We start from the raw sequence: 23,116 nt of genomic DNA, 5'->3' as shown, positions 1-23,116 counted from the left end.
GTAGGTCACGGCTGTGACATCCGACAGCGCCGATTGTTACGCCCTCGCACATGAGAGGGCTTCGCCCTCTGACACCCCGCAATTGCTGACCACCCCCTTGGTGCCCCCTCCCTTCGGGGTGCCCCCGGTTGTGGACGAACCCCCCGTTTGTGTCCCGGCAGCCGCCGACAGGTCGTGTCGGGGGCTCCTCCCCCAGCGCCTGTCCGGCGAGGACCCGGGGGTTTGGGGGAGGAGCCCCCAACATGGAAGAAGGTCAGAGGGCTGAGCCCTCATCCCGATGGTGGGGCGGCGCAACCGCCGGAGGCGTCAGTGGGCGCCGACGCCCGTCATGGAGCGGACCTCCAGCTCGGCGTACTTGGCACCACCCGCGCCCTCGTCCTTGGAGAGGAGGGAGCCGACCCACCCCAGCAGGAACCCGAGCGGAATCGAGATGAGCCCCGGATTCTGCAGCGGGAACCAGGCGAAGTCGACGTCGGGGAACATGGACGTCTCCTTGCCGGTGACGACCGGCGAGAAGAACACCAGGAACACCGAGGAGATCAGTCCGCCGTAGATCGACCACAGCGCGCCGGTGGTGGTGAAGCGCTTCCAGAAGAGGCTGTAGAGCAGGGTGGGCAGGTTCGCGGAGGCGGCTACCGCGAAGGCGAGGGCGACGAGTCCGGCGACGTTGAGCTTGCCGGCGAAGATGCCGAGCCCGATGGCGACGCCGCCGATGATCACGGCGGAGACGCGGGCGGCCTTGACCTCTTCCTTCTCGGTGGCCTTGCCCCTGCGGATGACGTTGGCGTACAGGTCGTGGGCGAAGGAGGACGAGGAGGCGAGGGTCAGTCCGGCCACCACCGCCAGGATGGTGGCGAAGGCGACGGCGGAGATCATCGCCAGCAGAACCGCACCGCCGGTCGAGTCGGCTCCGCCGCCGATCTCCTGGGCGAGCAGCGGTGCAGCCGTATTGCCGGCCGCGTTGGAGTCGGTGATCGTCTTCTGGCTGAGCAGCGCCGCGGCGCCGAAGCCGAGTGCGATGGTCATCAGGTAGAAGACGCCGATGATGCCGATGGCCCAGTTGACGGACTTCCTGGCGGCCTTCGCGGTGGGCACGGTGTAGAAGCGGATCAGGATGTGCGGCAGTCCGGCCGTGCCGAGGATGAGCGCGAGACCGAGCGAGATGAAGTCGATCTTCGAGGTGGTCGACACGCCGTATTTCAGCCCCGGCTCCAGGAAGGAGGCGCCCTTTCCGCTGTTCTCGGCGGCGGCGCCGAGCAGGGAGGAGAGGTTGTAGTTGAACTTGTGGAACACCAGGAAGGTGATGATGACCGTGCCGCCGATGAGCAGGCACGCCTTGATCATCTGAACCCAGGTGGTCCCCTTCATGCCGCCGATCGTCACGTAGAGGATCATCACGATGCCGACGAAGACGACGATCAGGTTCTTGCCCGTCTCGCCCGTGATGCCCAGCAGCAGCGCGACGAGCGCACCGGCGCCGACCATCTGGGCCAGCAGGTAGAAGATCGAGACGACGATGGTGGAGACCCCGGCGGCGGTGCGTACGGGCCGCTGCCGCATGCGGTAGGCCAGTACGTCGCCCATGGTGTAGCGGCCGGAGTTGCGCAGCGGTTCGGCGACCAGGAGGAGGGCGACCAGCCAGGCGACGAGGAAGCCGATGGAGTAGAGGAACCCGTCGTATCCGGCCAGCGCGATGGCGCCCGCGATGCCGAGGAAGGACGCGGCAGACATGTAGTCGCCGGAGATGGCCAGCCCGTTCTGGAAGCCGGTGAACTGCCGCCCGCCTGCGTAGAAGTCGGTGGCGTCCTTGGTCCTGCGGCCCGCCCAGACGGTGACGCCGAGGGTGATGACGACGAAGACCGAGAAGAGCGTGATGATCAGCGGGCGGTGTTCGCTCGCGCTCTCGGCCGCCAGCTGGGTGGCGGGCGCGGCGACCTGGTGGGTGAGACTCATGCGTCGTCCTCCTGACCGGCGAGCTCGCCCTTCTCCTTGCCGAGGCGGTCGGTCTGGTGGCCGATTCCCCCTCCGGCCTCGCGCTGGAGGTTCTCCGCCTCCAGCCGTGTCTTGAGCGCTTCCGCCTTCGGGTCGAGCTTCACGGCGGCGAACCGCGAGTACCACCAGGCGATCAGGAAGGTCGTCAGAAACTGTGCGAGGCCGAAGACGAAGGCGATATTGATGTTGCCGACGACCTTGGTGCCCATGAAGTCGCCCGCGTAGTTGGACAGCAGGACGTAGAGCAGGTACCAGGCGATGAAACCGACGGTGAGCGGGAAGACGAAGGAACGGTAGCCGCGCCGCAGTTCCCCGAACTCGGCGCTGTGCTGCACGTCCGTGTAGTCCCGGGGCCCCGGTGGGCCGGGACTCGCGTGCTCTGGGGCGGTGTCCACAGTGACTCCAGACGGAACGTGAGGAAGATGATGGGGGGACGGTGCCGACAAGAGTGTGATCCACGTCTCAGTGGACGTCACAGTGCGCGCATCGTAGATCGTCCCTCGGTTCCACAACAGGGGGTCGGTAGTTGAAAGTGGGAACACCGAAGTTGAAAGTGGTAACACCGATCACGGTTGTGCACAGCCTTCGGACTTTCTTCATCAATCCATTGCAGTTACCTGGCTCGCAGGGATAACTTCCGTCGTCTGTGGACAAGTTCAGACGACATGGAGACCCCATGGATTCGAGACCATCCAGACGGCGGCGTGCTCTCGCGGTGCCGTTGGGACTGGTACTGACCGCCTCCCTCGGCCTCGCGGGCGCGGCAGCCGCGAACGCACAGGACACCGACGGTGCCGCGGCGCCCAAGGCGAAGGCCGGCGAGAAGCTCAGCTACATCGTCAACACCGAGACCGGCGGCAATACCGTCAAACGTGTCAAGAGGGAGATACGCGAGGCTGACGGCAAGATCGTCGCCACGTACAAGAAGATAGGCGTCATCGTCGCGCACTCCAGCAACCCGGAGTTCGGCGAGACGCTCCGCGCGGTCGACGGAGTGGACTCGGCGGGCGCCACCCGCACAGCCCCGCTCAAGGCCGCGACCACCACCGAGGTGGGCAAGCCGCACTTCGTCAAGGAGCCCAAGGCGAAGTCGACGCTCCTGAAGGCGAAGGCCAAGGACCAGGAGCCGCTGGAGTCCCTGCAGTGGGACAAGCGGGCCATCAAGGCCGACAAGGCAGCCAAGATCGACGAGGGCAGCCGGAAGGTCACCGTCGGCGTCATCGACACCGGCGTGGACGACACCCACCCGGACCTGAAGGCCAACTTCTCCGCCAAGCAGTCCGCGAACTGCGTCGGCGGCAAGGCCGACACCTCGCCGGGCGCCTGGCGCCCGTACGACCCGAGCGAGGACTACCACGGCACGCACGTGGCGGGCATCATCGCCGCGCCCCGCAACGGTGTCGGCATCGCGGGCGCCGCGCCCGGTGTGAAGGTCGCCTCCCTCAAGGTCAGCGAGCCCGAGACGTCGCTGTTCTACAGCGAGGCCGTCGTGTGCGCGATGGTCTTCGCTGCCGACCACGGCATCGAGGTGACCAACAACAGCTACTACGTCGACCCGTGGCTCTACAACTGCGACGACCACGCCGACCAGAAGGCCATCGCCGAGTCGGTGCAGCGCGCCATCAGGTACGCGCAGGGCAAGGGTGTGACCACGGTCAGCTCGGCGGGCAACTCCTCGCACGACTTGGCGGCGTCCGAGATCGTGGACGACACGAGCCCGGACGACACCACACCGGTGAAGCGCACCATCGATCCGGCCACCTGCCCGGACGTGCCCACGATGCTGAACGGTGCCACCTCGGTCTCGGCGACCGGCCCGGAGAACCTGAAGTCGTACTACTCCAACTACGGGCGCTACGAGATCGATGTGACGGCCCCGGGCGGTGACCGCGCGTTCCAGACTCCGGAGGAGCCCGCCAAGGACGGTGGCGTGCTGTCCACCATGCCGAACGGCGAGTACGCCTACCTCCAGGGCACCTCGATGGCCGGTCCGCAGGTCGCGGGCGTGGCTGCGCTGATCAAGAGCAACCACCCCAAGGCCAGCGCCCAGGAGATCTCCTGGATGCTGAAGGCGCAGGCGCAGACTCTGCCGTGCCCGGAGAAGTATGACCCGGGCAACCGCGGTACCTTCGCCGCGACGTGCACCGGAGTGAAGGGCAACAACAGCTTCTACGGCCACGGGCTCGTGGACGCGCTGGCGGCCGTCACCAAGTGACGACCGCCCTGGGCGGGGCCGGTTTGCCGCCCCGTACGCCCTAGGACAGCTCCTGGAGGGGGCCGGACCGTTCCCGCGGTCCGGCCCCCTCTGCCGTGGGACGGGCCGGCACCGGCTGCCACCCCGGGCCGCGGAAGACGCGTCCGGCGCGCTCCCGCCAGCTGCGCGCCGCGCGCAGGTCGCGGGCGATGGCCGCGTACTCGTGGGTGGCGACCCGCAGCGGGTTGTACGTGTCGATGTTCTTGGTCAGCCCGAACACACAGGCGTCCGTCTCCGGTACGAACGAGCCGAAGAGGCGGTCCCACACGATGAGGATGCCGCCGAAGTTGCGGTCCAGATAGCTGCCCTGGGAGGCGTGGTGCACCCGGTGGTGCGAGGGCGTGTTGAAGACGAACTCGATCGGTGCGGGGAGCTTTCCGATGCGCTCGGTGTGTATCCAGAACTGGTACACGAGGTTGGCCGAGGAGCAGAACGCCAGCGCGGCCGGGTGGACCCCGCAGGCGATCACCGGTACGTAGAACGGCCACACGGTCCAGGTCGTCCACGGCTGGCGGAGCGCCGTGGTGAGGTTGAACTTCTTGCTGGAGTGGTGCACGACATGGCAGGCCCACAGGATGCGGATCACATGGTGGCCGCGGTGGGACCAGTAGTAGAAGAAGTCCTGGGCGAGCAGCATCAGGGGCAGGGTCCACCACAGGACCGGGACGCGGAGCGGGGTGAGTTCGTAGATCGCCGCGTACACGGCGACGATCGGTATCTTCCACAGCGCGTCGAACACCAGGCTGCCGAGCCCCATGGTGAGGCTGGTCGCGGCGTCCTTCGCCTCGTATCCGGCGGAGTCTTCGTCCGGATGCAGGCGGTAGCTCACCATTTCGAGGACGGTGAGCAGGACGAAGGCTGGGATGGACCAGAGGACGACATCAGGCAGGCTAGACGGCATGTCAGCAAGGTAAGGCCGCCGGAGGGCGTGCGCCAGGGGTTGTTACCGGTTGGTATACGCTCCCCGACCTCGCCCCGTGCCCCGCTTGCCGCCCCGCACCCGGTCCCGGCGCGTCACCACACCCGCACTCCCCCTCCCGGTGCGAAGGCAGGACTGGTGGCGTCGGCCGGGGCCTCGGTGAGCGGCTCGGCGATCTCCGCGACCGTGGGACCCACCCGCGCGGCGATCCGGGCCAGGAACTTCGGATCGAACCCGTACACCCGGGCGGCGTTGCCGCCCACCATGGCGGCGACCTCCTCGGCCGGCAGTCCCGCGTAGGCCGCTCGCAGCCCCTCCCGCGAGTAGGGGTGGGTGCCCTCGTCGTGGGGGTAGTCGCTGCCCCACATGATCTTCTCCAGGCCGATGCGCTCGCGCAGCGGCACCTCGTGCGGCCGCATGAAACTCGCCCCTACGTAGACGTTGGCACGCCACACCTCGCTGGGCCGCGGCCCCATCGACTCGGCCAGCCCCGCGCCGAACTTGGACTCGGCGGTCGCGGCCGACCGGCCGGCGGCTGAGACCAGCCGCTCGTGGTAGTAGTCCAGCATCTCCAGTACGCCGGGAATCCAGCCGGAGCCCTGCTCGGTCAGCACCAGCCGCAGCGACGGATGGCGGCGGAAGACCCCGCCGAAGACCAGATGCCACAGGGCCCGGTGCGAGAACCAGGTCGTCTCCACCATGAAGACGGCACGCGCGGCCGGTTCGTCCCCCAGCGGCGGCGACGCCGAGCCGCCGTGGTGGTTGACGGGGACATCGAGTTCGGCGCAGACGGCCCACAGCGGGTCGTACACCGTCGAGTACAGCTCGGGGATGCCCGAGCCCGGCGGAACGCCCGGCAGCAGCACCCCGCCCGTCAGCCCGGCCTCCCTGGCCCACCGCACCTCCCGGGCTGCCTGCCCGACATCGTTGAGGAGGATCTGCGCGACACCGGCCCGCCGACCCGGTGCCTGGCCGCAGAAGTCGGCGAGCCAGCGGTTGTGCGCGCGCAGCCCCGCCCAGCGCCTCTCCAGCTCCTGACGGGTGGGTACGGGCGCCAGCAGGGAAGCGGAGGGGAAGAACGGCGGGATGGTGTTGGGGAAGACGACCTCCGCGACGATCCCGTCCACCTCCAGTTCGGCCAGTCGTCGCCCGGAGTTCCAGTTGCGGTCGGCGGTGTCGGCGAGCAGGTCCTCGTACGGGTTGACATAGGTGGCCGCCCAGGCGTCGAAGTCGTCGTGGTACCGCTTCTCCAGGTACGGCTTGTAGTCGAGCAGGTCGGCGCCCGCGTGGCAGTCGGCGGAGACAACGGTGTAGCGGTCGGTGGTGCGGCCGTCGGTGGTGCAGCCATCGGCGGTGCGGGTCATGTCTCCCTCACCCCTGTATCCCTCCCCACGAACGGGAAGTCGTGCCCGGTCAGCCAGTGCCGGCCGGTTTCGCGGGCGCGGCGCCAGGACTCCTCGACCGGCCCTTGGCCGGCGGGCTGGCCCAGGTCGGCGGGGGTGGGGCCGATCCGCCGGGCGAGGGGTGCCAGCGCAGCCGTGTCGAAGCCGAAGACATCGGCGGCGGCCTGGCCCAGCATCCGCCGGGTCTCGGCCACCGGGATGTCGTGGAAGGTCTCGCGCAGCCACTCCCTGGTGCGCGGCCAGGTTCCCTCCGGGTGCGGGAAGTCGCTGCCCCACAGGATGTTGTCGACGCCGATCTCGTAGCGCTGGGCCAGCTCGCGCCGTTTGGTGTTGGTGGCGCAGACGAAGATCTGGCGGTCGAGGTACTCGTGCGGCGGGCGCTTGAGATCGGCGAACGGTGAGAGCTTCTTGCCGCCGTGCGCGCCGAGATGGAGCCGGTCCATGAACCACAGCAGGTTGGGCAGCCACCAGCAGCCGGACTCGGCGACGCCGAACCGCAGCCCCGGGTGCCTCTCGAAGGCGCCGGACCACAGCAGGAACCACAGCGGGCGCGCGGGCCACCAGGTGACCTCGCTGACGTAGATACCCAGATGGTCGCCGTACTCGTGGCGGGGAGCCGCACCCGAATGAGTGACGACCGGCATGCCCGTCTCAGCGGCTGCCGCCCACACCGGGTCGTAACGCCGGTCGTGGTAAGGGGCTTTGTCCACCCACATGGCGGGGATCATCAGCGCCCCCAGGCCGGATTCTCTCGCGCGGTGGATCTCCGCGACAACGCGCTCCACCTCGCCGGTCACCGGCAGCAGCGCCACGCCGCAGTGCCGTTCCGGATGGGTGGAGCAGAACTCGGCCAGCCAGCGGTTGTGTGCCCGCGCGCCGGCCATCCCCAGCTCGGGGTCCTGGTCGCCGCTGAGGCCCAGGCCGACGCCGAAGGGCGCGGCGGTGCCGCTGTCGACGGCGTCTGCGTCAGGGAAGACCACCTCGCCCGCCACCCCGTCGCCGTCCAGCTCCTTGACGCGCTGTGCCGCGTCCCAGCCGCCGCGCAGCCCCTCCTCGTGCTCCTCGAACCACTTGCGGGCGAACGTCTCGTTGCGGATGCCCAGGCGCGTGGACTCCTCGATCCGCGCGTCGCGCTGGGCGAGGAAGTCGTCGAAGTCCCGGTGGAAGGCGCTCTCCAGGTAGGGCCGGTACCGCTCGGTGGGCAGCCCAGCGTGGCAGTCGGAGGAGATGATCAGATACGGGTCGTCGTGCGTCGTCTGCATGGCTGGGGCCTCTCTCCGGCCGGTCGCCGGTCGCTAATCGAGTACGAAGCTCTCCAGGTAGCCCGGGGCGGCGCGCTCCAGCATGGAGCGGGCCCGGGCGCGGATCTGGGCGTCGCTGTGCTCACTGGGCGGGAGCATCCAGAAGCGGTCGTCCCTGATCCCGGCGACGACGAGCTCGGCGACGTCCTCGACGGGCGTGAAGCGCACCTCCCGTCCGGACGCGCGCATGGCCGCCTCCCACTGGTCGAGCGTGCGGTAGGGGGTCTTGCGCGGACGGGTCTTGGCGTAGCGCTCGGGGCGGTTGCGGTAGGACTCCCACAGGCCGGTGCGCAGCATGTGCGGCCCTGGGAAGAGCACGGAGGCGCCCACCGGCACCGACCCGGCCCGCAGCTGGGCGTAGAGGGACTCGGTCATGGTGACGACGGCCGACTTGGTCACCGCGTACACCGAAGCGGTGGGCAGCGGGGCGATACCGCCGTCGCCCGAGGAGGTGTTGACGACGTGGCCGGGCCCGCCCGATTCCAGCATCCGGGGCACGAAGGAGCGGATGCCGTGGAGGACGCCCCAGACGTTGACGGCGAACGCCCACCTCCAGTCGTTGAGTTCGTGCTCCCACATGGGGCCCTCGGCCCCCGAGCCGACGCCCGCGTTGTTGCACAGCACATGAACAGCGCCGAACTCCTGCCATGCGGCCTCGGCCAGCGCCTCGACGGACTCGGGCTCACTCACATCGGTGAGGTGCGCCAGCACCCGGGCACCGTCCGCGCGCAGCGCCTCGGCGGCCTTCTCCAATGGGTCCTGCTCCACATCGGCCAGTACGACCTGCAGCCCCTCGGCGGCGAATCGGCGCGCCAGGGCGAGGCCGATGCCGCCGGCCGCACCGGTGACCACGGCTGTCTGTCCCGCTCGCAGCCGCATCAGGCGCTCCCCGGGGCTGTGGCGCCCGCGGACTGCGGGAGTGGGTCCGCGGACTGCGGGGGTGCGTCGTGTGCCTGTGCGGCGTCGTCGTAGCGCTGGTGCAGATAGGGCAGCAGCGCTTGCGCACTGACGCGTTCGACGACACGGCCGCGCTGGTCGCCGGTCTTCTCGCCGAGGGTGATCTCCACCAGACGCCGTACGGGCAGATCGGCCACCGGGTCCTGCGGTGACTCGCGCAGGACGACCTCGCCGGTGACCGACTCCAGTTCGCGGACCTTCTCGCGGCGCTTGCAGTGCACCAGCAGGGGATCGCCGTCGAAGCCGTCGCCGTCCACCGCGGGCAGGAACTTGAAGTAGAAGTCGAGCTTCTCGGCAGGCGGCGGCAGCGGGAGCGCCCCGCTCACCTTGCCGGTGATCTCGACGAAGGTGATGCCGTGCCGGGCGAGGCCGGCCCGGACCGTGCCGTCGGGACCTGTCCGAAGGGTGATGTCGCCGAGCTTCTTGGGCTCGCCGAAGACCTCGCGGCCACCGACGAGGGCCCGCTCGTGGGTCATCGGCATCACCAGCGGGTACCAGCCGTCGGCTTCCCCGTGGCGTGCGGCAACCGCGACCGAGCCCGCGCCCAGCGGACAGCCGGGCTGCCGCACCTGGCTGATACCGGCCCGCACCAGCGGGCGTCCGGCAGGTTCGAGAGGCGGCGGGAGGACGGCGGCCACCACCTCGGGGTCGGTCTCCCAGACGGCCAGCACGCCGGTGGACCAGATGTCCGGGAGCGTGGAGCGGGCCTGACTCGTCCGCCTGATCTCCGTCTCGCCGCGGGGGCCGTACCGGACATGTGCCATCTGCGACACCTCCATGGGACAGCACGGGACAGCGCACGGGAGGCGCTGTGGCTGCAACGCTGTAGAGCTGTAGAGCTGTAACACCGTTACAGCAGACTCCGTGAAGGGTAAAGACACACGGACGTCCGGAATTGGGGGATCATGCGGAGACCGACAGACCCGCTCAGCCGCGAGACGGTGCTGGACGCCGCCGCTGTGCTGGTACGGCAGCACGGCCCGCAGGCGCTCACCATGCGCAGGCTCGCCGCCGAGCTCGGCACCGCGGTGACCTCCATCTACTGGCACGTGGGTAACCGCGAGTCACTGCTGGAGGCCCTTGTCGAGCGCACCGTACGGGAGTTGGGCGAGATCCGCGCACATGGCCGCACGCCGCGGGCCAGGACGGTCTCCATCGCGCGGGCGCTGCGGCGCGAACTGCGCGCCCGCCCGCACCTGATCGCGATGGTGCACGAACGGGGCCTGACGGAACGGATGTTCCTCGCGGCCCAGCGGGCGCTCGTGCGGGAGGCGCACGCCGCCGGGTTGCGCGGGGCGCGGGCCGCGGAGGCGGTGCGCGCCGTACAGTTCGCGGTCGTCGGTCAGGTCCTGGTCGAACGCAACCGGGAGCGCGCACCCGCACAGCACCCCGGCGAGCCGGAGCTGTGGGCGGGCGCCAGGGCAGGCGAGGGAGAGCCGGACGACCCGGCGCTGATACGCGCGCTCTCGAGACCACCGGACGCCGGGAAGGTGTTCGAATCGACGATACGGGCGCTGGTCGACGGCCTCTTCACCGTGCCCGATTCGCCCCCGGAGCTGGAGATTTGAGGCATCTGAGGCGGCGGCTGTGAAGCGCTGTCAGTACCGACCCGTATTCTCTGTGACCATGCTCGAAGACCAGACGGCACGCACGGACGGGACGTCCACGCGCATCCCCGCGCAGCCCGCCGCCGACGCCCGGCCGCCCCTCGACTGGCCGTCCGGATATCCGGACGGCTACGCGGTGGTGGACGTGGAGACCACGGGCCTGGCCCGGGACGACCGGATAGTGTCCGCGGCCGTCTACCGCCTGGACGCCCGTGGCGAGGTGGAGGACCACTGGTACACGCCCGTCAATCCGCAGCGCGACCCGGGCCCCACCTGGATCCACGGGCTGACCGCCGAGGCGCTGGCCGACGCGCCGCTCTTCGCGGAGATCGCCGAGGAGTTCGCCACCCGCTTGGCGGGGCGCGTCCTGGTCGCGCACAACGCCATCTTCGACTGGTCGATGATCGCCCGGGAGTACGCGCGGGCCAGGCGCGAGGCCCCGGTGCGCCAGCGGCTGTGCACCATCGCGCTGTCCAAGGAGCTGTCCCTGCCGCTGCCCAACCACAAGCTGGAGTCCCTCGCCGCGCACTACGGCGTGGTCCAGCAGCGGGCGCACCACGCGCTGGACGACGCCCGGGTGCTGGCCGAGGCGTTCCGCCCCAGCCTCCATCTGGCGGCACGCCAGCAGGTGCGGCTGCCGCTGCTGGCGTGCCAGCCGCTGAGCGAGTGGTCGGACGCCGTGGTGCCGCGCCGCGCCTCGGGCGGGGCGAGCACCAGGGGCGGATACCGCCCCGGCGGCGGCTACGGCACCTGGCGGCCCTCGCGCAAGCGCCCCGCATGCCCGTATCCCAATCCCGGCCGGTACGAACCGGAGGGGCGGCTGGTGCAGGGGATGCGCGTCGCCATCTCCGGGGACACCTCGGTCGACCGGGAGCTGCTGGAGGACCGTGCCATCGCGGCGGGACTGCACATCGCCACCAGCGTCTCGCGTCTGACCAGTCTGCTGGTCACCAACGATCCGGACTCCCCCACCTCGAAAGTGGTCAAGGCCCGCACCTACGGCACGCCCGTCGTCGACGAGGCCGCCTTCACCCAGCTCCTCCAGGACGTGGCCCCCGCGCCGGAGGGCTGAGCGGGGCGGGGTACCGTCGGTAGACGTGTACCGCTTCCTGTTGTCCCGGCAGTGGGTGATCCTCACCCTGCTCGGCCTCGTGCTGATCCCCACGATGATCAAGCTGGGCTTCTGGCAGCTGCACCGCCACGAGAGCCGGGTCGCGCGCAACGAGGCCGTGGCCGCGAGCCTGGCGGCGCCCACGGTGCCGGTCACCGAGCTGACCGGGAAGGGCCGGGAGCCCGCCGAGGAGGACAAGTTCCGCACGGTCACCGCGCGCGGTACGTACGACACGGCGCACGAGGTCGTCGTACGGCACCGCACAGGCCCGGACCGCGACACCATTGGCTACTTCGTCGTCACCCCGCTCGTCCTCGACGACGGCTCGGCGATCCTCGTCAACCGCGGCTGGATCCGCGCCGACCGCGACCTGACCGCCTTCCCCGAGGTGCCCGCACCGCCGAAGGGCCGGGTCGGCGTGGTGGGCCGGATGATGCCCGACGAGACGACCGAGGCCAGCGGCATCAAGGACACCAAGGGCCTGCCCGACCGCCAGGTCATGCTGATCAACAGCCATAAGCAGGCCAAGGAGGTGGACCGCCCGCTGCTGGGCGGCTTCATCCAACTGGTCAGGACCTCCCCCGAGCCGGCGGGCAAACAGCCGGCGGTGCTGCCCGAGCCCGATCACAGCGGCATCGGGCCGCACATGGCCTACGCCGTGCAGTGGTGGCTGTTCACTGCCGCGGTGCCGGTCGGCTGGGTCGTCCTCGTCCGCCGCGAGGCCAAGGAACGGCGCACGGCCGCCGCCGCTGGTGCGGGGCAGCCGGACGTAGTGGCTGAGCCCGTCTGACCCGCCGCCGGACCTCGCCGTCATGGCTGCGCGCCGTCGCGGCGGGATATGGGTGCGGGACCAGCGGATCGGGGGCGGCGACCATGCCGTTCGGCCGTCGGGCAGACTGCTCGCATGGACCTTGGACTTTCAGAGCGCGTCTATGTCATCACCGGCGGAACCCGGGGGCTCGGGTTCGCGACCGCTGCTCAACTGCTCGCCGAAGGGGCCCGGGTGGTCGTCACCGGACGCTCGGAGAAGTCGGCCGAGGAGGCCGCCGCGCGGCTCGGCGTCGAGGCGTCCGGAGCCGAGGGACGGGCGCTGGGTGTCGCCGCCGACAACGCCGACCCGCAGACCCCCGCACGGGTGATCGCGGCGGCCCGGGAGCGGTTCGGCCGGTTCGACGGCATGCTGATCAGCGTCGGCGGCCCGCAGGCCGGGGTGCCCGCGGACCAGCTCACCGACGAGCAGTGGCAGTCGGCCTTCGACAGCGTCTTCCTCGGCGCCGTCCGGCTGGCGCGCGCGGCCGCGGCCGAGTTGGACGAGGGCGGGGCGATCGGCTTCGTCCTCTCCGGCTCCGTACGGGAACCGATCCCCGGGCTGACCCTCTCCAACGGGCTGCGTCCGGGTCTGGCCGGGTTCGCCAAGACGCTGGCAGACGAGCTGGGACCGCGCGGTATCCGGGTGCTGGGGCTGATGCCCGGACGGATCGCCACCGAGCGGCTGCACTACCTCGACTCGCTGTCCGGCGACGGGGACGCCGCCCGCGAGCGCAACTCGGCGGGTATTCCGCTGCGCCGCTACGGCACCCCCGAGGAGTTCGGCCGCACGGCCGCCTTCGTCCTCTCCCCCGCCGCCTCGTATCTGACCGGAGTGATGCTCCCGGTGGACGGCGGAGCGCTGCGCGGGATCTGACGGCGCGCGCCGCGGGTTTCCGCGGCCCGTCAGCTCACGCGCTCCGCGCGGTGACGCGCCGCGCGCATTCTGACCTCGGCCGGGAGGGACTCCAGTCCGGCCGAGGCCACCGCATGGGCGAGGGTCTCCCGGCGGAGCTGGTGCACGGCGGGTCCCGGCCTGGCGTGCGCGGTCAGCACCAGGCCGATCCGGGCCCGGGGCCGACTGCGTCGTCCGGTCAGTGTCACCCGGGCCCGGTCGACGCCCGGCTGGGACTCCGCCTCCGCCTCGAGGACGTCCTCGATGGCGCGCCCGCGCAGGGTGGCGCCTTCACCGTCCCGGCTGTCGATCAGGACCTCGTCCAGCCGCTGCCGCCGCAGCTGCGCCAGGAGCCACCACAGGCACAGCAGGAACAGCACGGCCAGGACCGCGAGAGCCACCGGCCACCACCAGCCCTCGTCGGTCCACCGGGTGCGGTCGGCATCGCTGAGCACCACGTCCCCGGGCCGGTCCCACGGCCAGCCGGACGGCATACCGACGTCCCAGCGGCGCGGCAGGTCGAGCCCGGCGAAGAGCACGGCGAGGCCGAGCGCGAGCAGCGCCAGCCCGAGGAGTGCAGTCAGCACCCGGTTCACGGTCCGCAGCATCGCTCTCGCCTCACCGTCGTCCAGGTCGTCACCGTGATCTCGACCGTCACCGTGATCTCGGCCATCACCATCGTCTCGGTCGCCACCGTCGTCTCGCGGGCGTCACCGTCGTCTCCCCGGCCGCCGTACGTGTACGGACAGGCCCGGCCGCCTGGCCAGTCCCAGATCGCCGATGGCATCACCCAGCACGCCGTCCAGGTCGCGGCGTACCTCTTCCAGGTCACGGAAGTGCGCCGTCGCCCGGGCGCGTACCCTGCGGCGCGTGACGGCGACCCGTACCGACTGCACACCGGAGATCTCCATCGCCCGGTCGCGCAGCACCAGCGCGGCAGCCGACCGTTCCAGTCCCGCACGCACCTGCGGAATGTCAGGCCGCATCGTCAGCAGCGATCTCTTCCCCGGAGTGAGCGCCAGCACCAGCAGCCACAGCCCGAGCGCGGCGAGCGCGGCGGCGCCCGCCAGCAGATAGGTGTCGTCGAGGCGCCGGCCGGCCAGCTCGTCGGTGAGGGTGCGCCGCCAAGCCATACCGGGACGGCCGGCCCGCACAGAAGCCACGTCGTACAGGAAGACGCCCGTCCCGGCGAAGAGCAGCAGCGCGACGATCCCGGCCGGGGCTCTGCGCACCGACCAGAACCGGCCCGCCTTCCCCTCCCCCGCACCCGGCCCGCCCGCTGCTGGATCCGGCGCCGTCTCGGAGCCGGGGGGCTCGGGCCCTGGCGGTCCCGGGGGCTCGGGGTGCCCGGCGCCTCCCGGCGGCTTCTCCAGCGTGGTGCCCCCTCCCTGGCGGTGCGCCGAGCCGTGCGCCGCGGGGTGTCCGGCCGCCGGGCCGCCGCCGTTCGCGTCGGCTTCCGGGGTCACGTCACCCTCCCGGAGCTGCCGCCCTTGAGATGCGCCGAGTGGAGCCGCTCGATCTCCAGGGTCACGTCCGGTACGTCCATGCCGACCAGTTCGCCCACCCGGGAGATGACGCGGCGTCGTACGGCACCGCACTGGGCACCGATGTCCGAGGGGTAGCCCAGCTCCAGCCCGAGCCGGACCCGCGCCGTCCGCTCGCGGACGGTGACGGCCGCATGGGGGACGGTTCGGCGTACCGGCGGCCCGGCCGCGGACCGGCCGTCACCTGCCCGCGCCCCGCGCAGCGCTTCCCGCGCCGCCTGGGCCGCGACCTTGGTCACCACTTTGTCGGCAATCCGGGTCGCCCCCCGCTCGCCCGCGGGGACCTGCACGTCCGTCACCTGTCCACCTGCCGTCCCGACGTCACCTGCGGCGCTCGCTGTCCCGGCCGCGGAAGAAGTCACCCGCGTCCAGATCCCCGTCCACGAACCTGCCCACCAGGAAGCCGACGGCGCCCAGCGCCGCCACCAGCACGAAGGCTCCGAAACCGCCGAAGTATCCGGCGAAGCCCAGCGCCAGGCCGGCGATCAGGCCGGCAAAGGCCATGCTCATCGTGCGCTCCTTCGCTCGGCGCCGCGGCAGGGCACGCGGCGCGCGATCACTTCGCCAGGTCCGCCACCGGTGCGCGCCGCTCCGCGCTGCCGCCGGCCGAGCCGCTCACCGCACCTGCGCATGCTCGTGCTCATTGCAGACGGGGCCGTTCCTGGTCCTCTTCTTCCTCGTCCTCCTCGTCCGGCAGCTTGACGTCGCTCACGGCGATGTTGACCTCGACCACCTCCAGGCTCGTCATCCGCTCGACGGCCGAGATCACGTTCTCCCGCACCGAGCGCGCCACATCGGAGATCGACACGCCGTAGTCGATGACGATCTCCAGGTCGAGCGCCGTCTGCACCTCGCCGACCTCGGCCTTGACGCCGCGGGTCACGGAACGGCCGCCGCCGGGTACGCGGTCGCGGACGGCGCCGAGCGTACGGGCCATGCCGCCACCCATCGCATGGACGCCGACCACGTCGCGGGCGGCCATGCCCGCGATCTTCTCGACAACTCCGTCGGCGATGGTGGTGCGCCCGCGAGAGCCCGCCGACGGCAGCCCACCGGGTCGGCGCGAGCGTTCGGTCGCGCCGCCGGCCGGCTGGTTGGCCGTGCTCGCGGTAGGGGTCTCGGAGCGGGCGGACGTACTGGTGTCGGACATCTCTGCGCCCCTTTCGAAGGTTCGAAGCGGTCTGCCGCTCCGCTGTTCACCGTAAGCACGGCCCGGGGCGCTCCGCGCGCGCAGCTCGGGCGCGCGCCGCCGACCGGGTGACTGCGCCCCCCGTACGCCGTGCGGCACGCGAGGGAGTGCCGCCGACGCGGAAGGTTCTCCTTGCAGAGACGGCGACGGGAACGGCGACCGCGACGAGGGCGGCGAAGGCTAGCGGCACGGCTACGGCTACGGCTGCTGCTACGGCAGCGAAGGCGAAGGGAAGTGCACGCCATGACGGCGGAACGGCTGACCCACGCGGTACGGCGGCAGATCGGTCTGGGACGGCTCCTGCCCCTGGGCGAGGCCGCCGACGGTGCCTGGGTGACGGAAGAGGCGGCTCTCGGCGTACTCGGCAGGTCGGTACGGGCGGTGCCGGGCACACGGCTGAGCGCTGTGCGGATGGAGCTCACCAGCCCGCGGGCCGCCGCGGAACCCGCCGTCCCCCCGCCGCCCAGCGCCTTGCCGCCCGGCCCGTTGACACTGACCGCCGAACTGGCGGTGCCTGCCGGACGGCCGGTGCCCGCGGCCGCCGAGGACGTACGGCGCTCGCTGCTGAGCACCGCCGAGGAGGAGCTGGGGCTCCCGCTGGAGACCGTGGATCTGCGGGTCACCGAACTGCTGGAAGCGGAGGCCCCGGGGGCGGAACCGGGTAGCGGCCCCGACCCCGGGTCGGGGCCCGAAACGGGGGTCTCCGGGTCAGCCGGGACTGCCCACAGCCGTACGGCCGAACGGGTGACGCGCGCTGTGCTCGCCGTGGAGGGCGTGGTCCGGCTCGCCCCCGTGCCAGGTCCGGCCCTCTCGCACGTCGCCGCAGGCCCGGCGGCGGCCGCCGTCCAGGTCGAGGGTGACCCGGCGACGGACCGCGGCTGTCACGTCCTGCTCCAGTTGGGGCTCGCGCCCACCCGTCGGGCCCTGGACACCGCGCGGGCGGCCGCCGGTGCTGCGCGCTCCGCGCTTGGTGCCTCCGGCAAGGTGACGGTCGCCGTCGTGGTGACCGCCATCGACCGGGTCTGACGCGCCCGCCCGCGGCCCGCAACCCGCGGCCCGCAACCCGCAGCAAGGGCACCCCCTCATCGGGCGCCGCAGGAGCGCGCCCCTCAGTCGGCGAGGCCCGCCAAGTCGCGGAGGCGGCGCGCCTGAGCGGCCCGCTCAGCGGCGCGCTGCTCCTCGTAGGTACGAGCCCCCGCCCCGGCGAGCAGGGCCTTGGTCTCGATCACCGCACCCCGCGGCGCGGCCAACAGTGCCGCGGTCAGATCGGTCACGGCGCCGTCGAGTTCATCGGCGGCGACGACCAGATTGGCGAGGCCGAAGCGCTCGGCCTCCTCGGCGTGGACGAAGCGGCCGGTGGCGCATATCTCCAGGGCCCGCGCATAGCCGACCAGGCCCACCAGCGGATGGGTACCGGTCAGGTCGGGGACCAGCCCGAGACTGGTCTCCCGCATGGCGAACTGCACGTCCTGCGCGCACACCCGCAGATCGCAGGCGAGTGCGAGCTGGAATCCGGCGCCGATGGCGTGCCCCTGGACCGCGGCGATGCTGAGCACATCCGGGCGGCGCCACCAGGTGAACGCCTGCTGGTACTCCGCGATGGCGGCGTCCAGTTCCTCGTCGGTGTCGCGTGCCAGTTCCAGGAAGGACCGCTCGCCTTCGAAGCCCTCGGGCTCGAACGCCTGGCGGTCGAGCCCTGCGGAGAAGGACTTGCCTTCGCCGCGCAGCACGACGACCCGGACCGTCCCCGGCAGCACGCGCCCCGCCTCGGCCAGCGCCCGCCACATGGCGGGGGTCTGCGCATTGCGCTTGGCCGGGTTGGTGAGGGTGACCGTGGCCACCTCACCGTCGGCGGCGACGTGTACGCCGTCCTGGTTGAGCAGGGTCATCGAGGTTTCCTCCGGTGGTTACCCAGCAGTATTGCCAACCGAAGAGTAACCACAGGAGGGAACGCCCGAAAGCCTCCTTCAGGAGGAGCTCGACTTCTTGCCTCGTGTCGCTCCGCCGCGTCCGCGCAGGGTTACACCCGACTCGCTGAGCATCCGGTGCACAAACCCGTAGGAACGGCCCGTCTCTTCGGCCAGCGCCCTGATGCTCGCTCCGGAGTCGTACTTTTTCTTGAGGTCTGCCGCGAGCTTCTCGCGCGCGGCGCCGGTCACCCGGCTGCCCTTCTTCAGAGTCTCGGCCACCCGTGCCTCCTCATGGGAAGTGCGCTCTGTGACTCTCATGATCACCCCTCCCCCCACATCTGGCCACCCATTCGGCAAGGTCTTCGTGAGCGGCTCGGGAACTTGTGCACGCCAACGGTGCGCCGTGGCAACCATTCGGGGACGCATGCAGATGCACGTGCACGACTTGTCCCGAGCCGGGACAGTGGGGAAACCGGCAGGTCAGCGGCGCGCCGTAAGGAAGTGTTGAGCGCGGCGGGGGCTCCTGCCACGGAGGCTCGGCGCGGCCGTGGGGCCGCGCCGAGGTACGAGCCGCTCTCACTCAGATGAAGGATCAACCGTCGGCCGAATGATCCATCCCGGATGGATCAAGCAAGGGCGACGAGGTCCGCGTACTCCGCGCCCCACAGGTCCTCGACGCCGTCCGGGAGCATGATGATGCGCTCAGGCTGCAGCGCCTCGACGGCACCCTCGTCGTGGGTGACCAGCACGACGGCCCCGGTGAAGGTGTGCAGGGCGCCCAGGATCTCCTCGCGGCTGGCCGGGTCGAGGTTGTTGGTCGGCTCGTCCAGCAGCAGCACATTGGCCGAGGAGACGACGAGGGTGGCCAGCGCCAGCCGGGTCTTCTCGCCGCCGGAGAGCACACCGGCGGGCTTGTCGACATCGTCACCGGAGAAGAGGAAGGAGCCCAGCGTCTTGCGGATGGCGACCAGGTCCATGTCGGGCGCCGCCGAGCGCATGTTCTCCAGCACCGTGCGGTCCGCATCCAGCGTCTCGTGCTCCTGCGCGTAGTAGCCCAGCTTGAGGCCGTGCCCTGGGACGACCTTTCCGGTGTCGGGCTCCTCGACACCGGCGAGCAGCCGCAGCAGCGTCGTCTTGCCCGCGCCGTTGAGACCGAGGATGACGACGCGGGAGCCCCGGTCGATGGCCAGGTCCACGCCGGTGAAGATCTCCAGCGAGCCGTACGACTTGGACAGGTCCTCGGCCATCAGCGGCGTCTTGCCGCAGGGCGCCGGGTCGGGGAAGCGGAGCTTGGCGACCTTGTCGGACTGCCGCTCCCCCTCCAGCCCGGACAGCAGCTTCTCCGCACGGCGCGCCATGTTCTTGGCGGCCACCGCCTTGGTGGCCTTGGCGCGCATCTTGTCGGCCTGCGAGTTGAGGGCCGCCGCCTTCTTCTCGGCGTTGGCCCGCTCGCGGCGACGCCGCTTCTCGTCGTCCTCGCGCTGGGTGAGGTACTGCTTCCAGCCCATGTTGTAGATGTCGATGGCCGAGCGGTTGGCGTCCAGATAGAACACCTTGTTGACCACCGTCTCCACCAGGTCGACATCGTGGGAGATGACGATCAGGCCGCCGCGGTAGGTCTTGAGGAAGTCGCGCAGCCAGACGATCGAGTCGGCGTCCAGGTGGTTGGTCGGCTCGTCGAGCAGCAGGATGTCGGCGTCCGAGAAGAGGATGCGGGCCAGCTCGACACGGCGCCGCTGGCCGCCGGAGAGGGTGTGCAGCGGCTGGCCGAGCACCCGGTCGGGCAGCCCGAGGCTGGCCGCGATGGTGGCGGCCTCTGCCTCGGCCGCGTAGCCGCCCTTGGTGAGGAACTCGGTCTCCAGGCGCTCGTACTTCTTCATCGCCTTCTCGCGCGTGGCGCCCTTACCGCCTGCGATGCGCTCCTCGTTCTCGTGCATCTTGCGCAGCACCACGTCCAGCTCGCGTGCGGACAGGATGCGGTCGCGGGCGAGCACGTCGAGGTCGCCGGTGCGCGGGTCCTGCGGAAGGTAGCCGACCTCACCGCTGCGGGTGATGGTGCCGGAGGCGGGCACGCCCTCGCCCGCGAGGCACTTGGTGAGCGTGGTCTTGCCCGCGCCGTTGCGGCCCACCAGGCCGATGCGGTCGCCCTTGGCGATGCGGAAGGTGGCCGACTCGATGAGGACGCGGGCTCCGGCGCGCAGCTCAAGACCGGTTGCGGTGATCACTTGAGGAACTCCAAGGCAGGACTGTGGACGTGCGTACGGGAAAAGTGCGGAAGCGGCGTACGCACGCCTAATGCACGAGGAGATGAGGCATGAGAGCCAGTCTACCGGCGCGGCGCAAACGCTTTTCCGGCGCGCGGTCGAACGCTCGACGGCGCCGGTGCGCCGCCTGCCCCCCGGCCGGCCGCGCCGCAGGCGGTCACTCCCCGCCGGTGTGCACCTGGAAGGCGGCCCGGCGTACGGCCTTGGCCAGCGCCGGGTCCGGGTGCGCGGCGGCCAGCGCCACCAGCACCTGCACGGTGCGCGGGTGGCCGGTGGCGCGCACGTCCTCCAGCAGCTTGGGCACCGAGCCCTGTACGGCGGTGCCCAGGTGGTCGACCAGGAGCCGCTCCTCGCCGTGGTCGGTGACGGCTGCGGCGGTGTCCACCCACAGCCAGGTCGCCTCCTGCCGGGTGAGCACGCCGGGTGCCCCGCCCGCCAGGTCCTCCGGGTCGGTGCCCGCCTGCTCGGCCAGCCACAGCAGCGCGTAGGGCCGCAGCGTCGGCTCCTCGGCGGCCTGCTGCACGGCTTCCTCGGCGGGCGCGCCCACCACCCGCAGGGCCTCGAAGGCGAGTCCCCGGATGAGCGCGTCCTCACCCCGCGCTGCCTCCAGCAGCTCGGTGACGGCCGGCCCCGTGGGGCGCGCGGCGAGCCAGGCCCGGTACTCGTCGCGCGCCGGCCCGGGGGTCATCCGGGCGCAGCCGCGCAGCATCTCCTCGGCCGACTGCTCGATGTTCCCTGCCGGGCTCTGCGCGGCGACGCAGATCTGCTCCAGCTTGGTCCACACCGCCCAGTTGCCCAGCGCGGTGAGAACCGCGGAACCCTGCCGCACACCGGTCTCGTCGGCGGGCTCCTCGTCCGGGCAACGGGTCAGCGCCCCTACGGCGGACAGTCCGTCCAGCGCCCAGTCCAGCAGTCCTGGCAGGGCGACGCCGACCATGGCGCGGCCCGTCCCGTTCTGATTGGTGTCCCGTTCCGCGCGCAGCTCGGCGATGCGCTGGGCGAGCAGGTCGTGCAGCAGCGAGAAGGTGACGGGGCCGCCGGAGAGGTGCATCACGGAGAGGAACTGCGGCACCGCCTCGACGATCTCCGCCACCAGACTCTGCTCGTGCGGCAGCGGCGCCGGGTGGGCCAGCGACCAGGCGTCGAAGAGGGCGACCCAGCCGCGCAGCACGGCGCTGTCGTCGCGGTCCCAGGCGCGCAGCCGCCATCCGGCCCTGGCGGTGTCCCCGTGGAGCTCGATGAGCCCGGCCAGCTTGGCCCGGTCCCAGTGGGTGCGCACCAGGGGGACCCTCATCCGCAGCGCTTCGGCCGCGCGTTCGGCCTCGGGGCCGGGCTGCGGGGAGCGGCCGGTCTCGGCGGCCCACTGGGCCACCCGCACGGCGTCGGCGAGGCAGGCACGCGCGTGCCGGGCCAGCTGGTCGCGCGGCAGCACACCGTCCGGGGGCGGTGGCGTCCTGGCGGAGCGCCTGGTCGTCACAGTGCGCCGGGCGGCGGCGACGGGCTGTCGGGGAACGAGGCGGAGCCTGTTGTCCCCCGGGGTACGGGACGTCGTCACAGGAGCAGTCTTCATGCTGTGCCGTTGAAACCCAAACCTGGGGTGCCGTTTCCGGTCGCCGGTACTCTCCGCACGGATGTGCGCGGGGTTCTGAGGAGGGCTCAGCGTGACGCGGTTTCACCTGCGTGACGCGGCTGCGGCGGCCGCGGGGGCCCCACCTGACGGGTGCCTCAGCCGCCGGAGAGGGCCCTCGCATTCAGCCGGAGGGGTCCCTCACATGAAGGGGGTGAGGAAGCGGCGCAGCTTCTCCTCGTAGCCGTGCGGGTCGGCGTTCCACATGGCGGCGTGCGGAGCATGCGCGATCTTGTGCAGGGAGACCAGATTCTGGCGGTGTGCGGCCAGCGCCCGGGAGCCGTCCCAGGGGGCGATGGTGTCGGCGGGGCCGTGGAGCAGCAGCGTGGGCACCGTCAGCTTCGCCGGGTCCGCCAGCAGCTCATCGCGGCTCTCGGGCAGGCCGGCGCGCCCTTGGACGGCGCGCACCACCAGCGGCAGCAGGGCGCGGGGGGTTCCGCGTGAGCTCGCCAGGGCGCGCACCGTGCGGGACCACTCCAGTACGGGCGAGTCCAGCACGAGACCGACCACCCGGTCCCGCAGCGGGGAGTGCGCCGCCGCGTGCAGGGCCATCGTGGCGCCGCTGGACCAGCCGTGCAGGATCACCCGCTGGGCGCCGTGCTCGACGGCGTACCGGATGGCGGCGTCCAGGTCGCGCCATTCGGAGTTGCCCAGGTGGCCGATGCCGTCCAGGGACGGCGGCGCTCCCTCGTCGCCCCGGTAGGCAAGGTCGAGCACCGGGAGGCTGTGGCTGCGGTAGAACGGGAGCAGCGTCAGGGGGTGCTCCCGGGTGGCGCCCAAGCCGTGCACGGTGATCACCCAGGCGCTGCGGTCCCCGGGTACGAACCAGGCGGGCAGCGGGCCGAGTTCGCCGGGGATCTCGACATCTGCGTACTCCATGCCCAGCGCCTCGCCGGGGTCGCCGACGTAGACCTGCGGGGTGAGGCGGACGGTGGCGCCGATGCTCAGCCGGCCGCGGTCGACGCGGCGCAGCTCCCGTACGACGGCGTGCGGGCGGGGCTCGGCCGCCGTCGCGTCCTCCAGTACAGGTCCGACTGCGGCGTGGACGCCACGCCCGGTCAGCCCGTAGACGCCGGGAAGTCTGGCCGCCAGGGAGCGGGTGACCGCGATCCGCGCGTCGTCGTGCGAGTGCACGGTCAGCCGGGTGCCCTCGAAGCCGGCGGTGGGTCTGCTGCCGCCGTCGTTCCGCGGGCGCGGCGGGCGCAGCGCGGCGTCGGCGGCGTACCGTCCGGCCGCCAGGGTGGCCGCGCCGGTACCGAGCACGGAGGTCGCGGCCCATGCCGCGGTTCGCAGACGCATCCTCCTCAGTGTTGACGCGATCGGGCGGGCGAAACCA

General features: G+C 71.5%; 22 protein-coding genes and 1 pseudogene. 6 read left to right on the top strand and 17 right to left on the bottom strand.

The features are described 5' to 3' along the window. Window positions 1-306 precede the first annotated feature (306 nt). Complete coding sequence (locus JW592_RS23370) at window positions 307-1,953, bottom strand: monocarboxylic acid transporter (protein WP_209267162.1); 1,647 nt, start codon at window positions 1,951-1,953, stop codon at window positions 307-309. Window positions 1,954-2,051: 98 nt separating this feature from the next. Further along, window positions 2,052-2,387 (bottom strand): annotated as a pseudogene (locus JW592_RS23365) (DUF485 domain-containing protein); the annotation flags it as partial. Between the two features lie 281 nt (window positions 2,388-2,668). On the opposite strand from JW592_RS23365, the gene JW592_RS23360 reads away from it, so the two are divergent. Next, window positions 2,669-4,207: a S8 family peptidase gene (locus tag JW592_RS23360; protein ID WP_209267160.1), complete on the top strand. Its 1,539-nt coding sequence runs from the start codon at window positions 2,669-2,671 to the stop codon at window positions 4,205-4,207. Window positions 4,208-4,247: 40 nt separating this feature from the next. Here the strand turns inward: JW592_RS23360 and JW592_RS23355 are convergent, their stop codons facing one another. The 5 genes from JW592_RS23355 to JW592_RS23335 form a co-directional block, all read right to left on the bottom strand. Further along, a complete protein-coding gene (locus tag JW592_RS23355) occupies window positions 4,248-5,147 on the bottom strand; it encodes a sterol desaturase family protein (protein ID WP_209267159.1) in 900 nt (299 codons plus the stop codon). Window positions 5,148-5,260: 113 nt separating this feature from the next. Then, a complete protein-coding gene (locus tag JW592_RS23350; protein WP_209267158.1) occupies window positions 5,261-6,529 on the bottom strand; it encodes an amidohydrolase family protein in 1,269 nt (422 codons plus the stop codon). After that, window positions 6,526-7,830, bottom strand: coding sequence for an amidohydrolase family protein (locus tag JW592_RS23345; protein WP_209267157.1), 1,305 nt, complete (start codon window positions 7,828-7,830; stop codon window positions 6,526-6,528). The genes JW592_RS23350 and JW592_RS23345 overlap by 4 nt, the downstream gene beginning before the upstream one ends. A 33-nt stretch (window positions 7,831-7,863) precedes the next feature. Beyond that, window positions 7,864-8,748 carry an SDR family NAD(P)-dependent oxidoreductase gene (locus JW592_RS23340; protein ID WP_209267156.1) on the bottom strand — a complete coding sequence of 295 codons (885 nt, stop codon included), beginning with the start codon at window positions 8,746-8,748 and terminating at the stop codon, window positions 7,864-7,866. After that, window positions 8,748-9,590, bottom strand: a complete 843-nt coding sequence (locus JW592_RS23335; RefSeq protein WP_209267155.1) for an acetoacetate decarboxylase family protein — start codon at window positions 9,588-9,590, stop codon at window positions 8,748-8,750. The genes JW592_RS23340 and JW592_RS23335 overlap by 1 nt, the downstream gene beginning before the upstream one ends. A 141-nt stretch (window positions 9,591-9,731) precedes the next feature. Here JW592_RS23335 and JW592_RS23330 point away from each other — a divergent pair, with 141 nt between their 5' ends. The 4 genes from JW592_RS23330 (at window position 9,732) to JW592_RS23315 (ending at window position 13,228) form a co-directional block, all read left to right on the top strand. Further along, a complete protein-coding gene (locus JW592_RS23330; protein WP_209267154.1) occupies window positions 9,732-10,394 on the top strand; it encodes a TetR/AcrR family transcriptional regulator in 663 nt (220 codons plus the stop codon). A gap of 58 nt (window positions 10,395-10,452) precedes the next feature. Further along, entirely contained in the window at window positions 10,453-11,505 is a 1,053-nt protein-coding gene (locus tag JW592_RS23325) for a DEDDh family exonuclease (protein ID WP_209267153.1), read from the top strand. A gap of 25 nt (window positions 11,506-11,530) precedes the next feature. Beyond that, window positions 11,531-12,334 carry an SURF1 family cytochrome oxidase biogenesis protein gene (locus tag JW592_RS23320; protein WP_209267152.1) on the top strand — a complete coding sequence of 268 codons (804 nt, stop codon included), beginning with the start codon at window positions 11,531-11,533 and terminating at the stop codon, window positions 12,332-12,334. A gap of 114 nt (window positions 12,335-12,448) precedes the next feature. Then, window positions 12,449-13,228: an SDR family oxidoreductase gene (locus JW592_RS23315; RefSeq protein ID WP_209267151.1), complete on the top strand. Its 780-nt coding sequence runs from the start codon at window positions 12,449-12,451 to the stop codon at window positions 13,226-13,228. Between the two features lie 29 nt (window positions 13,229-13,257). Here the strand turns inward: JW592_RS23315 and amaP are convergent, their stop codons facing one another. The 5 genes from amaP to JW592_RS23290 all read right to left on the bottom strand — a co-directional run bounded on the left by amaP (window position 13,258) and on the right by JW592_RS23290 (window position 15,940). Beyond that, window positions 13,258-13,854 carry an alkaline shock response membrane anchor protein AmaP gene (gene amaP / locus JW592_RS23310; RefSeq protein ID WP_209267150.1) on the bottom strand — a complete coding sequence of 199 codons (597 nt, stop codon included), beginning with the start codon at window positions 13,852-13,854 and terminating at the stop codon, window positions 13,258-13,260. A gap of 102 nt (window positions 13,855-13,956) precedes the next feature. Continuing rightward, a complete protein-coding gene (locus JW592_RS23305; RefSeq protein ID WP_307805515.1) occupies window positions 13,957-14,712 on the bottom strand; it encodes a DUF6286 domain-containing protein in 756 nt (251 codons plus the stop codon). After that, window positions 14,709-15,089, bottom strand: a complete 381-nt coding sequence (locus JW592_RS23300; protein ID WP_209267149.1) for an Asp23/Gls24 family envelope stress response protein — start codon at window positions 15,087-15,089, stop codon at window positions 14,709-14,711. Before JW592_RS23300 ends, JW592_RS23305 begins: the two co-directional genes overlap by 4 nt. Before the next feature lie 22 nt (window positions 15,090-15,111). Beyond that, window positions 15,112-15,300 carry a hypothetical protein gene (locus JW592_RS23295; RefSeq protein WP_209267148.1) on the bottom strand — a complete coding sequence of 63 codons (189 nt, stop codon included), beginning with the start codon at window positions 15,298-15,300 and terminating at the stop codon, window positions 15,112-15,114. A gap of 130 nt (window positions 15,301-15,430) precedes the next feature. Continuing rightward, entirely contained in the window at window positions 15,431-15,940 is a 510-nt protein-coding gene (locus tag JW592_RS23290) for an Asp23/Gls24 family envelope stress response protein (protein ID WP_209267147.1), read from the bottom strand. A gap of 282 nt (window positions 15,941-16,222) precedes the next feature. On the opposite strand from JW592_RS23290, the gene JW592_RS23285 reads away from it, so the two are divergent. Further along, complete coding sequence (locus tag JW592_RS23285) at window positions 16,223-17,005, top strand: hypothetical protein (protein ID WP_209267146.1); 783 nt, start codon at window positions 16,223-16,225, stop codon at window positions 17,003-17,005. A gap of 83 nt (window positions 17,006-17,088) precedes the next feature. Here the strand turns inward: JW592_RS23285 and JW592_RS23280 are convergent, their stop codons facing one another. From JW592_RS23280 to JW592_RS23260, 5 genes are all read right to left on the bottom strand, one after another. Continuing rightward, the gene (locus tag JW592_RS23280; RefSeq protein WP_209267145.1) at window positions 17,089-17,868 is read right to left on the bottom strand and encodes an enoyl-CoA hydratase/isomerase family protein; all 780 of its coding nucleotides are present in this window, start codon (window positions 17,866-17,868) and stop codon (window positions 17,089-17,091) included. A 78-nt stretch (window positions 17,869-17,946) separates the two neighbouring features. Next, a complete protein-coding gene (locus JW592_RS23275) occupies window positions 17,947-18,168 on the bottom strand; it encodes a helix-turn-helix domain-containing protein (RefSeq protein ID WP_019358282.1) in 222 nt (73 codons plus the stop codon). A 347-nt stretch (window positions 18,169-18,515) separates the two neighbouring features. After that, window positions 18,516-20,114 carry an ABC-F family ATP-binding cassette domain-containing protein gene (locus JW592_RS23270; protein ID WP_209267144.1) on the bottom strand — a complete coding sequence of 533 codons (1,599 nt, stop codon included), beginning with the start codon at window positions 20,112-20,114 and terminating at the stop codon, window positions 18,516-18,518. Window positions 20,115-20,310: 196 nt separating this feature from the next. Further along, the gene (locus tag JW592_RS23265) at window positions 20,311-21,708 is read right to left on the bottom strand and encodes a hypothetical protein (protein ID WP_307805514.1); all 1,398 of its coding nucleotides are present in this window, start codon (window positions 21,706-21,708) and stop codon (window positions 20,311-20,313) included. A gap of 213 nt (window positions 21,709-21,921) precedes the next feature. Next, entirely contained in the window at window positions 21,922-23,079 is a 1,158-nt protein-coding gene (locus tag JW592_RS23260) for an alpha/beta hydrolase family protein (protein ID WP_209267143.1), read from the bottom strand. Between the last annotated feature and the right edge of the window lie 37 nt (window positions 23,080-23,116).

Origin of the sequence: Streptomyces spirodelae, from assembly GCF_017676385.1 — a bacterium.
Classification (GTDB): domain Bacteria; phylum Actinomycetota; class Actinomycetes; order Streptomycetales; family Streptomycetaceae; genus Streptomyces; species Streptomyces spirodelae.
The sequence above is the reverse complement of the archived record's forward strand: the minus strand, read 5'-3'. Positions and strand labels throughout refer to the sequence as shown.